The 15,103-nt window shown below is 61.1% G+C and carries 13 protein-coding genes and 1 pseudogene; 7 read left to right on the top strand and 7 right to left on the bottom strand.

Annotated elements, in window-relative coordinates; genetic code table 11:
• Window position 1: 1 nt before the first annotated feature.
• Window positions 2–1,363, bottom strand: a complete 1,362-nt coding sequence (locus LOY70_RS16510) for an OprD family porin (protein WP_265028482.1) — start codon at window positions 1,361–1,363, stop codon at window positions 2–4.
• Window positions 1,364–1,702: 339 nt separating this feature from the next.
• Here LOY70_RS16510 and LOY70_RS16505 point away from each other — a divergent pair, with 339 nt between their 5' ends.
• Entirely contained in the window at window positions 1,703–2,368 is a 666-nt protein-coding gene (locus LOY70_RS16505) for a polysaccharide lyase family 7 protein (RefSeq protein WP_123416907.1), read from the top strand.
• 51 nt (window positions 2,369–2,419) lie between these two features.
• Here LOY70_RS16505 and LOY70_RS16500 read toward each other — a convergent pair whose 3' ends face one another.
• Window positions 2,420–4,135, bottom strand: coding sequence for an amidase (locus tag LOY70_RS16500; protein WP_265028481.1), 1,716 nt, complete (start codon window positions 4,133–4,135; stop codon window positions 2,420–2,422).
• A 257-nt stretch (window positions 4,136–4,392) separates the two neighbouring features.
• Here LOY70_RS16500 and LOY70_RS16495 point away from each other — a divergent pair, with 257 nt between their 5' ends.
• From LOY70_RS16495 to LOY70_RS16485, 3 genes are all read left to right on the top strand, one after another.
• Window positions 4,393–5,124, top strand: a complete 732-nt coding sequence (locus LOY70_RS16495) for a GntR family transcriptional regulator (protein WP_265028480.1) — start codon at window positions 4,393–4,395, stop codon at window positions 5,122–5,124.
• A 134-nt stretch (window positions 5,125–5,258) separates the two neighbouring features.
• Window positions 5,259–6,548, top strand: a complete 1,290-nt coding sequence (locus LOY70_RS16490) for an MFS transporter (RefSeq protein ID WP_265028479.1) — start codon at window positions 5,259–5,261, stop codon at window positions 6,546–6,548.
• Between the two features lie 27 nt (window positions 6,549–6,575).
• Window positions 6,576–7,406, top strand: coding sequence for an amidohydrolase family protein (locus LOY70_RS16485; RefSeq protein ID WP_265028478.1), 831 nt, complete (start codon window positions 6,576–6,578; stop codon window positions 7,404–7,406).
• 66 nt (window positions 7,407–7,472) lie between these two features.
• Here LOY70_RS16485 and LOY70_RS16480 read toward each other — a convergent pair whose 3' ends face one another.
• From LOY70_RS16480 to LOY70_RS16460, 5 genes are all read right to left on the bottom strand, one after another.
• Window positions 7,473–8,411 carry an alpha/beta hydrolase gene (locus tag LOY70_RS16480; RefSeq protein WP_265028477.1) on the bottom strand — a complete coding sequence of 313 codons (939 nt, stop codon included), beginning with the start codon at window positions 8,409–8,411 and terminating at the stop codon, window positions 7,473–7,475.
• Window positions 8,412–8,475: 64 nt separating this feature from the next.
• Window positions 8,476–9,498: a transketolase family protein gene (locus LOY70_RS16475; protein WP_265028476.1), complete on the bottom strand. Its 1,023-nt coding sequence runs from the start codon at window positions 9,496–9,498 to the stop codon at window positions 8,476–8,478.
• Complete coding sequence (locus tag LOY70_RS16470) at window positions 9,491–10,342, bottom strand: transketolase (RefSeq protein WP_265028475.1); 852 nt, start codon at window positions 10,340–10,342, stop codon at window positions 9,491–9,493. Before LOY70_RS16470 ends, LOY70_RS16475 begins: the two co-directional genes overlap by 8 nt.
• Window positions 10,343–10,360: 18 nt before the next feature.
• A complete protein-coding gene (locus LOY70_RS16465) occupies window positions 10,361–11,659 on the bottom strand; it encodes an MFS transporter (protein ID WP_265028474.1) in 1,299 nt (432 codons plus the stop codon).
• Between the two features lie 98 nt (window positions 11,660–11,757).
• On the bottom strand, window positions 11,758–12,507 hold the full coding sequence (locus LOY70_RS16460) for an SDR family NAD(P)-dependent oxidoreductase (RefSeq protein WP_265028473.1): 750 nt from the start codon (window positions 12,505–12,507) through the stop codon (window positions 11,758–11,760).
• 198 nt (window positions 12,508–12,705) lie between these two features.
• Between LOY70_RS16460 and LOY70_RS16455 the strand changes: the two genes are divergently transcribed.
• From LOY70_RS16455 to LOY70_RS30190, 3 genes and pseudogenes are all read left to right on the top strand, one after another.
• Window positions 12,706–13,620 (top strand): LysR substrate-binding domain-containing protein, encoded by a 915-nt coding sequence (locus LOY70_RS16455; protein WP_265028472.1) that lies wholly within the window; start codon window positions 12,706–12,708, stop codon window positions 13,618–13,620.
• A gap of 126 nt (window positions 13,621–13,746) precedes the next feature.
• A pseudogene (locus tag LOY70_RS30195) lies at window positions 13,747–14,514 on the top strand (PAS domain-containing protein); the annotation flags it as partial.
• Window positions 14,488–15,102 carry a methyl-accepting chemotaxis protein gene (locus LOY70_RS30190; protein WP_405045659.1) on the top strand — a complete coding sequence of 205 codons (615 nt, stop codon included), beginning with the start codon at window positions 14,488–14,490 and terminating at the stop codon, window positions 15,100–15,102. The pseudogene LOY70_RS30195 and the gene LOY70_RS30190, both read left to right, overlap by 27 nt.
• Window position 15,103 lies beyond the last annotated feature (1 nt).

Genomic DNA, 15,103 nt, shown 5'->3' with positions numbered 1-15,103 from the left:
TTCAGAACGGCCCCAGCTTGAGCGGGTACTGGATGACGATATACAGCCGGTCGATATCATCGCCGGCCTGGGCGCTGTTGGCGCGGTGGGTGACATGGGACAGTTGCAGCGACAGGTCCTTGGCCGGGCCAGACTGCACGGTGTAGCGCAGGTCCAGGTCGCGCTCCCAATGGCGTCCGCCGTCCCCTTGCGCCGGACGGTAGGTGCCGGTGTCCGCATCGAACGGGTTGTAGGCGCCGCCTCGGGGGGCATGGCTGCCGTCGATCCCGCGTCCACTCACATAGCGGACCATGAAGTTCAGGCCGGGAATGCCCAAGGCGCCCAGGTCGAGGTCGTAGCGCGCTTGCCAGGAGCGCTCGCCCGGGCCGTTGAAGTCGGCATATTTGATCGAGTTGGCCAGGTAGATGGAATCGCCACCGACGAAATCGAAGGGCGTGTCGCCGTTGATTTTCTGATAGGCCAGGGTGAACGCCTGGGCATTGATCCGATATTTACCGAGCAGGCTATAGGCTGTGGTGTCGATGGCCCCGGCGCTGGCCCTGCCTTGATCGCGGGTTCGGTACAGGTTGCCATCGAGGAACAGGTCGCCAAGGGTGGTGTGCAGGTTGGCGTAGTACTGGCGCCAGGTATCGCTCAGCTCGCTGGCATAGAGCGCACCGCCCAGGGCTTGGCCGGTGAACAGGTCGGCGCCGATGAAGTCGATGGCGCCGTTGCGCGTTGTCGCGCCATAACCGGAAAAGTCACCCTTGCCGGTCGAGGCGTCCTGATTCTTGAACGCACTGAAGTGGCCCGCTTGCAGATCGACCCCTTCGAATTCTCGACTGGAGAGCAGCAAACCGCTGGCGTATTCCGGTTGCAGACGCTTGTCGGCTGTATCGAATACCGGGCTCTCCACCGTCATTTCGCCGACCGCCAGGGTGGTCCGTGAGGCCTTGAGTTTCAACGCGCCGCCAGCGCTGGAGTAGCCATCTTCGCTTTGCCCATCATCATTCAACGGCAATAAGCCCGTCCCTGAGTGCCCTTTGCCGCCGTCCAGCTTCAAACCCAGGAAACCGTGGGCATCGACACCCATGCCGATCATGCCCGGGGTGAAGCCGGACTCGAACGAGGCGATGAAACCCTGGGCCCATTCCTGTTTGTAGCTTTTGCCCGCCGCTGTCGGTGAGCGATAGTCATTGTTGAGGTAGAAGTTGCGGCTGAGTACCTCAAGCCTTGCGCCCTCGAGCAAGCCGGGAGCGCTTTGTGGGATTTCTGCCGCCATTGCGGGTGCGGTGCTGCCGCTGAGTACCACAAGTAGCCAAAGGGGTTTCAGGGAGGAGGGTGCTTGCCCCGGGGCGGTGAGGTGTCTTGACGCAAACAGCATGCTTCAATTTCCGCGTGTGAAGTGACACAAACGTGTGCGATGCGTGAACCGTGGCAACGTTGCGTCTCAGTGAAATAGGCGCTGGCGCACCGCGCGCTGGGCGCGGTTTCCAGCTTCAGGCGATAGGTCTGAAGGGCTGCATTCTTGATGGAGGGAAGCGGGATGTGCGAGTTAAACGTTGTTAATTGCGCTTATCTGCGCAGGCGGGTGCAAGGCACCTGTCGTCGTGCGCCAAGGGCGATGTGATAGACGGCGTGGACATCGGGGCTTGGAGGAGTAGCCTGGGTTGATCTGTACACAGCTCCATCAATTCTGGCGCGAGGCCAAGGAGTTCACTACATGATTGATCTGTCATCCTGGAATCTGACGATTCCTGAAGGCTCCCCCGCGAAGGTGATTGAAACCCCGCGGCTGGTGAAGGGCTACTCCGACAAGTATTTTCGGTCCGGCAACACCTTGTTTTTCTGGGCACCGGTGACGGGCTCGACGACTTCCAAGTCCGAATTCCCCCGCAGTGAGCTTCGGGAGACATTCCGGGACGGGCGGCTGCGGAATTGGACTTACCCCGAAGCAGAACATCGGCTTTCAGCGAGCCTGATCGTCAATCAGATGCCTTCCGAGGGCCGGATTGTTATCGGGCAGATACATATCTATCAAGGCAAGGGCCCGCTGCTAAAAGTTGAATACCTTTACGATCCACCGAAGAAAACCGGCAGGGTGGTGGTGAATTATCGCCTCAAGCCCAACAGTGCCGACAGGACTGTTGTCATCGCCGAGGGGGTGGACCTGAAACAGAAATTATCCTACGAAGTGCGCTTGAGCCCGGCCGGCTATTTGAAGGTCAGTGCCCAGGGGAATCAATGGGGCAAGCAGTTGAGCTCCAGCTGGAAGAACAAGCTGCTGTACTTCAAGGCGGGCGCCTACGCCCTGGACAATACCGGCTATAAAAGCGAAGGCGCCCAGGTCACCTTCAGCCGGTTGGAGGTCGGCCATCGGACGCGCTAGGTCGATGGGAGCTTGCCCGGTATCGGCAAGCTCCCGGATCGGGACCGCGATTTATTTCCCGACAGTTGACAGCGGCGGCGTCCGAGGCGGGATCAACCGCTTGGAACCCGTCGCCTCAAACGCCGAGGCCAGGCGCAGCAACGTCGAATCGTCATAGGCACGCCCGGCAAACGTCAGGCCGACGGGCATGCCGATGTCCGCCATGACACCCATCGGCACTGTCACGGTGGGGACGCCCAGGTGCCGGATGGCGAGGTTGCCATTGGCGACCCAGACCCCATTGCTCCAGGCGATATCGGCAGACGCTGGATTGACATCGGCATCCGCCGGCCCGACGTCGGCGACGGTCGGGAATATCACCGCGTCGAGGCCAAGCCTGTCCATCCACTCTTCAAGGTCGATTCGACGAGTCTGTTCAAGACCGCGCAATCCGTCGGGCAAGGTGGGGATCTGGTCCCAGGGAGTGATGCCGCGCTCGGCCATCTTCACGTACTCATCCATGCCGGCGGCGAGATCGTCCTCGCGGTTGGGCAGGGTGCCGGGGTCGTGGGGGAAGATCTTCGGTCCATCGACGTCGGCCAGGCGATTCAATGCCGGATCGCCATTGGCCCGCAGGAAATCATCGAAGGCCCAGGCCGACAGGTCCCACAACTCATGGCGCAGGAATTCCTTGGAAACCAGGCCACGGGTGAATACGGTCGGTGCGCCGGGGCGATCACCTTCACAGTTGGACACCAGTGGGAAATCCACCTCGACCACTTTGGCGCCACAGGCTTCGAGGGCCTGGCGGGCCTGTTCCCAGAGGGCGATCACCGAGGCGCGGGTGATAATGCGTTGTCCCGTCGGACCGCCGATGCCGGGCGCCTCCGCCGTGCCTGCCTCGGGATCGGCGTTGATGTACATGCGGGGTACGCCGAAGCGGATGCCGGCGAGTCCAGCAGGGCTGGTGGCCAGGCCTGGATACGAGACGGGACGCACCGACTCGACACTGGGGATGGGCACCCAGGGTTGCAGGCGCCACAAGTCTCCCCGCGTCTCAGGGTCATTCGCCACCACCACGTCCAGCACCTCGAGCAGGTCGGCCATAGTCCTGGCGAAGGGCACGACAACGTCCATTGTCGGGGTCAGCGGCCAGTTGCCTCGCACGGAGATCACGCCGCGCGAAGGCGTGTAGGCGCACAGCCCGTTGTTCGATGCCGGGCCGCGTCCACTCGACCAGGTTTCTTCCGCGAGGCCGAACGCCGCGAAACTGGCTGCGGTGGCGGTACCCGCACCGTTCGAGGAGCCCGAGGCGAAAGGCGCCGTGAGATAGTCGCCGTTGTACGGGCTCTCCGCGCGGCCATACACCCCGCGTTGCATGCCGCCATTGGCCATGGGCGGCATATTGGTCTTGCCCAGGCAAATCGCCCCGGCGGCGCGCAGCCGCTCGATCGTGAACGCATCGCGATAGGCAACCAAGTCCTTGAATGCCGGACTTCCGGAAGCGGCGGTAAGGCCCTTCACCAGATAACTGTCCTTGGCGGTATAGGGAATGCCGTCAAGCGGACCCAGCGTCTGGCCGCTGGCTCGCCGGGCATCGGATGCCTGTGCTTCCTTGAGGGCATCAGGGTTGCGAACCACCACCGCGTTGAGGGCCGTGGGCGTGTCCGGTCCGTCGTACGCATCGATCCTGGCGAGATAGGCCTGGACCAGCTCTACCGCAGTCGTCTGGCCGGAATCGAGGGCCGCACGCAGTTGGGCAATGGAGACTTCGGTGATTTCGATCATGCTATTACCGTCGCGGCAGAGGGATGACAGTGCAGGCCGTTCAAACATCAGGTCCTGGCTCAGAAAGCGGATATTTATCGGCTTTTGTCCAATGTACTACGTCTGCAGCCTGAGGGTCCATCCGGGTCTGCGTTGAAATGGATTCTTCACCCATTCGTCAACGAGACATCCAGGCATTCTTGACAACCATCGAGCCTCGGCAAATACTCGCCACATATATTCATATAGATGACTAGATAACAAAGTGAATAAAGTCGATGAAATCCCTCTCCAGTGATGTCCGCCTACCGCTTTACCAACGTTTGCGCGACCAATTGGCCGAACAGATCGCCAACAATCGCTGGCGTCCGGGGGAGGCGATTCCTACCGAGGCCGCGCTGTCGGCCGAGCACCAACTGTCCACCGGCACTGTGCGCAAGGCGATCGATGCCTTGGTCAGCGAGGGTGTCCTGGAGCGCCAGCAAGGCCGTGGCACTTTTGTTCGCCGACCGCAGTTCCAATCATCGCTATTCCGCTTCTTCCGCTTTCAAACTGCTGCGGGTGAGCGTCGGGTGCCGGAGAGCCGCATCTTGTCGATCGAGCCCGTGCCTGCGCCCTCGGCGGTGGCCCAAGCGTTGGGGCTGACGCCCGACGCCCCGGTGATTCGTATCGTTCGGGTGCGTCTGCTGGACGTGGAACCGGTGCTCGCCGAAGAGATCTGGCTGCCGCGCAGCCGCTTTCAACCTTTGCTCGAGATCGACCTGAGTCAAAAAGGGCCCTTGCTCTATCCCATCTACGAAGAAACCTGCGGTCAGGTGGTCGCCTATGCCGAAGAAACCCTCACCGCTGAATCGGTGAATGAGGTGCACGCACGATTGCTCCGTGTACCGGTAAACAGCCCGGTGGTGGTGATCGAGCGCCTGGCGCGGGACTACGCCGGCACCCCACTGGAGTGGCGACGCTCTCGCGGGCGTGCCGAGCATTTCCGCTACAGCGTGGAAATCCGCTGATCCTCGCGGATTAGCACGGCGTACAGCGGCGAGCCGGTCGCCGCTGTCTTTATCGTTTTGTATGCCCTGACTGGCCCTGTAGCGGCGCGGTTCGCTCTCGGCTGCCTTTCGTTTCACCTACAAGGATAAAAAACATGTTCAGTTGGTATCGCCAAGTCACTGCGCGGGAGCGCAAAACGTTTTGGGCCTGTTTCGGCGGATGGTCGCTCGATGCCCTGGAAGTGCAGATGTTCGGCCTGGCGATACCGGCACTGATTGCCGCGTTCGCCTTGAGCAAGGGCGATGCGGGGCTGATCAGCGGCGTCACCCTGGTGACCTCGGCCCTTGGCGGTTGGGTCGGCGGGACGCTGTCGGATCGTTACGGTCGGGTGCGCACGCTGCAGTGGATGATCCTGTGGTTCTCGTGCTTCACCTTCCTGTCTGCATTCGTCACCGGTTTTCACCAACTGTTGATCGTCAAGGCCTTGCAGGGTTTCGGGATCGGTGGGGAATGGGCTGCTGGTGCGGTACTGATGGCCGAGACCATCAATCCCAAATACCGCGGCAAGGTCATGGGCACCGTACAAAGTGCCTGGGCGGTGGGTTGGGGGCTGGCGGTGGGGGTCTTCACGCTGATCTACTCCCTCGTGCCGCAGGACATGGCCTGGCGGGTGATGTTCATTGTGGGCCTGCTGCCGTCGTTCCTGATCATCTGGGTGCGGCGCAACGTTGAAGAGCCCGACAGCTACCAGCGCCTGAAAAAAGAACAAGCCATCCCGCAGAATTTCTTCAAATCCCTGGGCGGTATTTTTCGCCCCGAGCTGATCCGCGTCACGTTGTTTGGCGGACTGTTGGGCCTGGGGGCGCACGGTGGTTACCACGCGGTGATGACCTGGCTGCCAACGTTCCTTAAAACCGAGCGGAACCTGTCGGTGCTGAACTCCGGCGGTTACCTGGCGGTCATCATCTTCGCGTTCTGGTGTGGCTGCGTGGTCAGTGGATTTATGATCGATCGCATTGGCCGGCGCAAAAACATCGTGTTGTTCGCGTTGTGCTGCGTCGTGACCGTGCAGTGCTACGTGTTCCTGCCACTGAGCAATACCCAGATGCTGTTCCTGGGTTTCCCGCTCGGCTTCTTCGCGGCCGGGATTCCGGCGAGCCTGGGCGCGCTGTTCAACGAGTTGTACCCGGCGGACGTGCGTGGCGCCGGTGTCGGCTTCTGCTACAACTTCGGTCGTGTGCTTTCGGCGGTGTTCCCATTCCTGGTGGGGCACATGAGTGATTCGATGTCCCTGGGATCGGCCATTGGCATCGATGCCGGGATCGCCTACGGCGTGGCCGTACTCGCGGCACTGTGCCTGCCCGAAACCCGAGGTCGCAGCCTCGAAGCCTCGCCTGCATCGGTGCAGGCTTCTGCCAGCGGGACCGAGAGCGCCCGAGCCTGATGATCTTCACTTCGATAGATGAAACCCATGCCTGATACCTGTTCAACGCCGATCACCGGCATCGATTCCCACGCACATGTGTTCAGTCGCGAGCTAAAGCTGGCCGCAGCACGGCGTTATACCCCCGGTTATGACGCCACGCTCACGCAGTACCTGAAACACTTGCAAACCCACGACCTGAGCCATGGCGTATTGGTGCAGCCAAGCTTTCTCGGCACCGATAACAGCTACCTGCTGGCGGCACTGCGGCAGGCTCCGGAGCAATTGCGCGGCGTCGTGGTGCTGGAGCGAGACGTCAGCCGTGTCGTGTTGAACGACATGGCCCGTCTGGGGGTGGTTGGCGTTCGACTGAATCTGATGGGCAAAGCCCTGCCTGACTTTCGCGATGCGGCCTGGCGCGACTTTTTCGGGCACATCGCTGACTTGGACTGGCACGTCGAATTGCACCGCCAAGCGCCGGATCTGCCGGAACTGATTCGGCAACTGATGCCATTTGGCGTCAAGCTCGTGGTCGATCACTTCGGCCGTCCCGATGCGCGTTTGGGCACCGATCAACCCGGCTTTGCCGAGTTGATGGAGCTGGGCCTGAGCGGGCGAGTGTGGATGAAGGTTTCCGGCATTTATCGATTGGCCGGGACGGATCAACAGAACCTGGCATTCACCCGCGCCGTAATGCCTCTGCTGGAGCAGAGCTTCGGCCCTCATCGCTTGGTGTGGGGCAGCGACTGGCCACATACGCAGCATGAAGCACACGTCGGTTTCGATGGGGTGATGGCGCAGTTGCAAGCCTTGCAGTGCCCGGCGCCGTTGATGCGTGCGTTGCTGGTAGAGGCACCCCGCTCATTGTTCGGGTTTTGAAGGCCGGCCCTGAGGGCGTGAGAGGGCGAATGAGAGTGTCGGTTGGAACGGCCTGAATCGCCTTTGCTATTCGAGGAGTGCTTTCAGCGCCCGAGTGGTGTCGAGTATCGACTGAGCCGTGATACGTCCAGCCACCTGATCGAACATATGCGGGGCGCCAGGGTAGACATGAAGCTCCATGGCGACCCCTGCGCGGGACAATCTCATTGCGAAGTCAACGTCCTCCTCGAGGAACAGGTCCTGTGAACCGACGGACATGAAGGTAGGCGGCAAGTTTCGAAGGTCCGTGTGCATGGCCGGTGAAAACAGGCCGACACGGTGGTCGTCCAGCTTGTAGCCGCCGCGAAGGCAATCCCAGCAGAATTGATTGGGCGCCGGTAACCAGCTGAGCCCGGCGGTGCCTGGAAGGGTATGAGGCGAGTCGGCCGAGCCTGTGCGGTGATCGAGCATCGGATAGATGAGCACTTGTCCGGCAAGGGGATGCTGGCCTCGGTCGCGGGCTAGGATGCACAGCGCGGCGGCAAGCCCGCCTCCGGCGCTATGTCCCATGACCACGACGCGCTCGGGATCCAGATTGAAGTTGCGCTGGTTGTCGAATATCCAGCCGAGCGCGGCATGGCAGTCTTCAAGCGGCACTGGGAAAGGATGCTCGGGCGCCAGTCGATAATCTACCGCGACGATGACCGTTTGCAGTTCATGAGTCAGATGCCAAAGAAGGTCATCTGCCATTTCGGGCTTTCCAAGTACGAAACCTCCACCGTGGAGATACAGGATGACTGGAAGGGCTGCGCCACGCACCGACGCCTTGGGTCTGTACAGGCACAGACGCAGGCGTTGCGCATCAAAGCTTGTGGTCCAGCACTCATCGCCGCCGGTGCGTTGCACGGATTTGAACGTCGAATGCACACGCGCCCGAATGGCCGGTAGCGTGTCGAATGACCACGCTTCGGTACCCGGGCTGACAAGGCTCTGGAAGACGGGATCAAGCCGTTCATTTCGCCTCAAGGTTCTGCTCCCTTCGCGCTGGACGGCGGGTGTGCCTGTTGCCAGGCACACCCGCGCTTTATCCTTACAACCAAGCCTTGATTTGCGTGCAAACCGCCTGGGTGGAAATGCCGTAGCGATCATGCAACGTCGGCAGGGCGCCGGCATCCAGGAAGGCGTCCGGCAAGGCGATCTGCCTGAACGTCGGTGTCACGCCATTGCGCAACAGGATCGTCGCCACCGCTTCGCCCAGCCCACCGATGATCGAGCTGTTTTCGGCGGTCACCACCAGGCGGCCGGGCCTGCTGGCTTCGGCCAGGATGGTGTGTTCATCCAGCGGCTTGATTGTAGGCACATGCAGCACCGCGACATCCACCCCATCGGCCTGCAGTTGCTTGGCCGCCTCCAAGGCACGCATCGTCATCAAGCCGGTGGAAATGATTAACACATCGTTGCCGGTGCGCAGGGTCTTTGCTTTGCCGATCTCGAAGGTGTAGCCGTACTCGTCCAGCACCACGGGCACGTTGCCGCGCAGTAAACGCATATAAACCGGGCCCTGGTGCGCGGCAATGGCTGGCACTGCCTGCTCGATCTCCAGTGCGTCGCACGGGTCGATCACCATCAGGTTAGGCATCGCGCGAAAGATCGCCAGGTCATCGGTAGCCTGGTGGCTGGGGCCATAGCCGGTGGTGAGGCCAGGCAAACCGCAGACGATCTTGACGTTGAGGTTTTCCTCGGCAATGGCCATGCAAATGAAGTCATAGGCCCGACGGGAGGCAAACACTGCGTAGGTCGTGGCAAAGGGCACGAAGCCTTCACGGGCCATGCCGGCCGCGGCGCTCATCAGCAGCTGCTCGGCCATGCCCATCTGATAGAAACGATCCGGGTGCGCCTTGGCGAAGATGTGCAGGTCGGTGTACTTGGACAAGTCGGCCGACAGCCCGACGATGTCTGGGCGCTGGTCGGCCAGTGCCGCCAGCGCGTGGCCAAAGGGCGCAGCCCTGGTCGCTTGGCCCTCGGAGGCAATCGAGGCGATCATCGCTGAGGTGGTCAGGCGCTTTTTGCCCGGCTCACCCTGTGCAGTCGGTATGCTGGCGGCGTTACTCATTGGTTTTTCCTTCTTCAAGGTGGTTCAACGCCAGGTCCCACTCGTGTTCTTCGACCCGGATGAAGTGAGTTTTTTCGCGGTTTTCCAGAAACTGCACGCCTTTGCCCATGCGGGTATCGCAGATGATCACCCGCGGTTGGCCGGCGGGGTGCTGGCGCGCAGCGTCGAAGGCGGCGACCAACGCCTCCAAGTCATTGCCATCGACGCGCTGGGTGAACCAGCCAAAGGCTTGCCAGCGGTCGACAATGGGTTCGAACGAGAGGATTTCGCTGGAGTAGCCATCGGCCTGTTGGTTGTTGACGTCGACAATGGCGATCAGGTTGTCGAGCTTCCAGTGCGACGCCGACATGACGGCTTCCCAGGTCGAGCCTTCGTTCAATTCACCGTCCGACAGCAGGTTGTAGACGAAGGCGGGCGATCCTTTGCGCTTGAGGCCCAGGCAGGCACCTACCGCGATGCCCAGGCCGTGGCCGAGGGAGCCGCCCGTGATTTCCATGCCGGGGGTATAAGTCGCCATGCCCGACATGGGCAGGCGGCTATCGTCCGCGCCATAGGTTTCCAATTCATCGAGCGGGATGATGTCGGCTTCGATCAGGGCCGCATACAGCGCAATCGCGTAGTGGCCGATGGAGAGATAGAAGCGATCGCGTTCCTCCCATTCAGGTTCCGCGGGCCGATAGTTCAGTGCGTGAAAATATGAGACCGCCAACAGATCGGCAGCGCCGAGGGCCTGGCCGACATAGCCTTGGCCCTGGACCTGACCCATGCGCAGTGCGTGGCGGCGGATGTTATGGGCGCGCTCGGTCAGCGGCGTGGATGAAGCGTGTGGGGCAGGGGTTGTCATGGTAGAAACTCCGGTGACTCAACGATTGACCAGGGCGGCGGGAATGCGCAGTACCAGCGAGGCACCACCCAGCAGCACGCCGGTGATCAGGTACATGCCGATGGCGCTGGAGCCAGTCTGTGTGGTAATCCAGCCAATCAGGTAGGGCGAGCAGAAGCCCGCGAGGTTGGCGAAGCTGTTGACCGCCGCGATGCCGGCGGCGGCTGATACCCCTCCGAGTAAGGTGGTCGGCAGCATCCAGAACATCGAGGAGGCGGACAGGATGCCGGACGCCGCCAGGCACAGGCTCAGGATCGAGAGCACGATGTTGCCGCCCAGCAGTGCGGCGAGGGTCAAGCCCAGCGCACCGGCAATCATCGGCACGATCAAGTGCCAACGGCGCTCGCGATGTTTGTCACCGCTGCGTCCGACCAGCAACATCGCTGCAATGGCGCAGATGTAGGGCAGGCTGGTCAGAAGGCCGATGTGCAGAGGATCGGACACCCCCGCGTTGCGCACCAGCGTGGGCAGCCAGAAGGTGATTGCGTACTGGCCCATCACCACGCAGAAATAAATCCCCGCCAACAGCCACAGGCGTCGGTCGCGAATGAACTCGCCCACCGAAGCATGGGTGACTTTCTTTTGGTCGTCCTCGGCCAGCTCGCGGCTGATCAGGGCTTTCTCGTCGTCATCGAGCCAACTGGCCTGGTGTACGCCGTCCTTGAGGTAGCTCAGTACCAACAGTCCGACCACGACCGTGGGTATGGCTTCCAGGACAAACATCCACTGCCATCCGGCCCAGCCGTGCAGGCCGGCGAAATGGTTCATGATCCAGCCAGACAACGGGCCGCCGACCATGCCCGACAGGGGAATGGCGATGAACCACAACACCGTCATGCGGGCACGCCGATACGACGGAAACCAGTAGGTCAGATAGAGCAATAGACCTGGCGCCAGGCCGGCTTCGGCGACCCCGAGCAGAAAGCGCAGGGCATAGAACTGCCAGGCAGTTTCGACGAAGGCGAACAGGGCGGAAATGATGCCCCAGGTGATCATGATCCGGGCGATCCAGACGCGTGCGCCGACCTTGTGCAGAATGATGTTGCTGGGCACTTCACACAGAAAGTAGCCGATGAAGAACATGCCCGCGCCCAGCCCGTAGACCGTTTCGCTGAGGGCCAGGTCGTTCATCATCTGCAGCTTGGCAAAGCCGACGTTCACGCGATCGAGGTAGGCACACAGGTAGCACAGCATCAGGAAAGGCATCAGGCGCCACGCGGTTTTGCGATAGGCGTTGGTGCGCACGGTCGAAACCGCTTCGAGCGACAGGGTTGTCATGATGGTCTGATCTCTTGTTTTTATTGACCGCCAGGCCATAGGGCCCGGCTGCATCGTCGATCCAGATCCGCACGGGCCGCAAGGCCCGCCAGGGAGACTCAGTGAATCAGCATGCCGCCATTCACATCTAGGGTGATGCCGGTCAGGTACGAGGACAGGTCACTGGCCAGGAACAGGGCCGCGTTGGCAACGTCCTGGGCCTCGCCCAGGCGGCCCAGCGGAATACCGTCGATGATTGCGTGGCGGCGTTCGTCCTGCATCAGGCCGCCGGTGATATCGGTGTGGATAAGGCCGGGGGCGATGGCGTTGACGCGGACTCTATCTGGCCCCAGCTCGCGGGCCATGGCTTTGGCCAGTCCCAGCACGCCGGCCTTGGCAGCGCTGTAATGAGGGCCGCCGAAAATGCCGCCACCCCGTTGTGCGGACACTGACGACATGCAAACGATGCTGCCGCTGGAGTGTTGGCGCATGGTGGGAATGACCGCCTGGGACATGAGCAAGGAGCCGCGCAGGCTGACGTCTAGCACCTTGTCATAATCCGAAGGGCGGATATCCAGGGTCTTGAGGGGTTGGGTGATGCCGGCATTGTTGACGAGAATGTCGATGCGCCCGAAGTGCTCGAGGACCGTGGCAACGGCGCGCTGGACCTGCTGTTCATCCGCGACATTGGCCGCAAGGCCCAGATGGCCTTCGCCCAGGGAGGTGGCGGCGTCACGGGCGGCTGATTCGTCCAGGTCGAGGATCACGACGCGAGCGCCGTGTTGCGCGAAAGTGCTCGCTGTCGCCCGGCCGATACCGCGTGCCGATGCTGCGCCGGTAATGATCGCGACTTTGCCTTGAAGAAGCATGGGAGGGCACCTCTGATTGTTGTTATGGGGTCGATCGGTAATGAACCGATGACTCAGCTTGTTCTGCGAGGGCACCCTGAGCAATAACGCGGATGTCACTCGATGCTGAAAAAAATTCAGCACTCGCCAGCCCGCTGGCGGGATGGTTGAATGGCTTGAAGCCCGGTTTATTTGATCTGGAACGGAACGACAGCCACCATGCCCTCAGCCAATGATGCACCTGCGATCCTGCCACCCCTGAAAGCCATTCAGGCCTTTGAACAGACGGCTCGCTTCGGTAATGTCGCACGTGCGGCCGAATTGCTGGACCTGACGCCTTCGGCGGTGAGTCACCAGTTGGCCAAGCTGGAGTCGATGATCGGTCGACAATTGTTTTTCCGCACCGCCAGGGGCGTGACGCTGACACCGGTCGGGGAGCAATACCTGACCGAAGTCTCCGGGATTTTGCACAGCCTGGCGGTGGCCACCGAACGCGCCGCCAGTGACGTCAGCCTAGATTGCCTGCGATTGCACTCCTCACCCAGCTTCGGCCTGCTGTGGTTGATGCCGCGCCTGGAGCAGTTTCGCGAGAGCCATCCCGATATCCAGCTCAACCTCTCATGCTCCTATGAATCGCTGCACTTCAGTCGAGACAAGATCGACGTCGACATCCGGCACGGCATGCCGAATTGGCCGAGTTTCGAAGTGCGTACGGTGCGCAATGAAAAAATTGCGGTCATGGCTTCGCCGAAACTGTTGGCCAAACGCCCCATTCGGGCGATCGCGGACTTGCTGGACAGTCATTTGATCCTGTCAGAGGCCACGCTGATCAAATGGCCGCAGCTGTTTGCCCAGCACGGCCTGTCTCGTCCGGAGAAACCCTACACGCTGAGTTTTGACCGTTCCTACATGACGCTGGAAGCGGCCAGCCACGGTCTGGGATTTGCCTTGGAAAGCACGCTGTTGGCGCAGGACTACCTCGCCCGGGGTGCCTTGGTCGAGGTTGCGCCGCAGTTCAGCGCGCCCATTACCGCTCATCACCTGGTATTTCCCCGTGCCCACTCCAATTTCCCTCGGGTCAGGCGGTTTCTTGAGTGGATGCAGCGAGAACTGGGGCATGACTTCACTTATTGACCCAGGGCCGAGGACGATTAATCCCTGGTGTCAAAACAAATTTGCCTCGTGCGATATCAAGTGCTCAACCTGACAGCCGATAGCCCTATAGGTCCGATTGATTTCCGGGTTCGCCGAGGGTACGTCATGTTTAATAAAACTCTAAAAGATGAACTGACGGCTAAGACAGCCGAATTGGCAACATACAAGGGATTGGTTGGTGCTCTAGAACGGTCCATGGCTGTGGTCGAATTCAGCCCGGACGGCAAGGTACTGCGCGCCAACGAGAACTTCTTGAAAACCATGGGCTATCGCGCCGAACAGTTGTCGGGGCTGTCCCATCGGGATTTCTGCACCCCCGCGCTGACAGGCAGCGCCGAATACCGCGAATTCTGGAGCCAGCTGCGGGCAGGCCAATTCGTATCCGGCACTTTTCAGCGACGCACCTCGCAGGGCCAGAACGTTTGGCTGGAGGCCAGTTATAACCCTGTGATGGACGAACAAGGCCGGGTCGCCAAGGTCGTCAAGTATGCTCTCGACGTCACCGCTCGGGTCGTCAGCGAGGCGGAAACACGAGGCAAGTTGGCAGCGCTTGATCGTGCGATGGCAGTGATTGAATTCGATTTGAACGGTAACGTCCTGACTGCAAACGATAACTTCCTTGGCACCCTGAATTACTCACTGGCCGAGATCAAGGGCAAACACCACCGGATGTTTTGCGAGCCGAACCTGGTCAGCAGTTCCGAGTACAGCGATTTCTGGCGTCGCCTTAATAACGGTGAGTTCTTCAGCGGGCAATTCAAGCGTCTCGGCAAGCACGGCAAGGTCGTTTGGCTGGAGGCCAGCTACAACCCGGTCTACGATGCCGAAGGCAAGCTGAGCAAGATCGTGAAGTTTGCGAGCGACATCACCGAACGAGTCGAGAAGTTCGAAGAAGATTCACGCGGAGCCTCCCGTGCCTACCACATCTCCTCCGAGACCGAGAAAGTCGCCGAACAGGGCGCGCAGGTTATCCAGCAGACGGCCAAGGAAATGCGCCAGATCGCCGACAATATCGGGGCATCCGGGCGTTTGGTTGGACAGTTGGGGGCTCGTTCCGAGGAAATCACCGCCATCGTCAACACCATTCGCGGTATCGCCGACCAGACCAACCTGCTGGCGCTTAACGCGGCAATCGAGGCCGCACGGGCAGGGGACCAGGGCCGGGGCTTTGCGGTGGTCGCCGACGAAGTTCGGCAACTGGCAGGGCGGACAAGCCGTTCGACAGCCGAGATTGCCGAGATGATCGGCATGATTCTTTCAGAGACCCGGGAAGCCGTCGCGAGCATGAACGTCACCCATGAAGGCGCACTCCGTGGGGTCACGCTGGCAGACCAGGCGGGCTCGGTTATCCTGCAGATCCGCGCCGGGACGACTGATGCACTCGAAGCGGTGAGTATGTTCGCTTCCAAGCTCGATGAGTCCGAGGTGATACCGAAGACGGCGATCGGCTGGGTCGGCTGAG

The organism is Pseudomonas sp. B21-054, assembly GCF_026016345.1.
GTDB lineage: Bacteria > Pseudomonadota > Gammaproteobacteria > Pseudomonadales > Pseudomonadaceae > Aquipseudomonas.
This window is presented reverse-complemented; position numbering and strand designations above follow the sequence as displayed.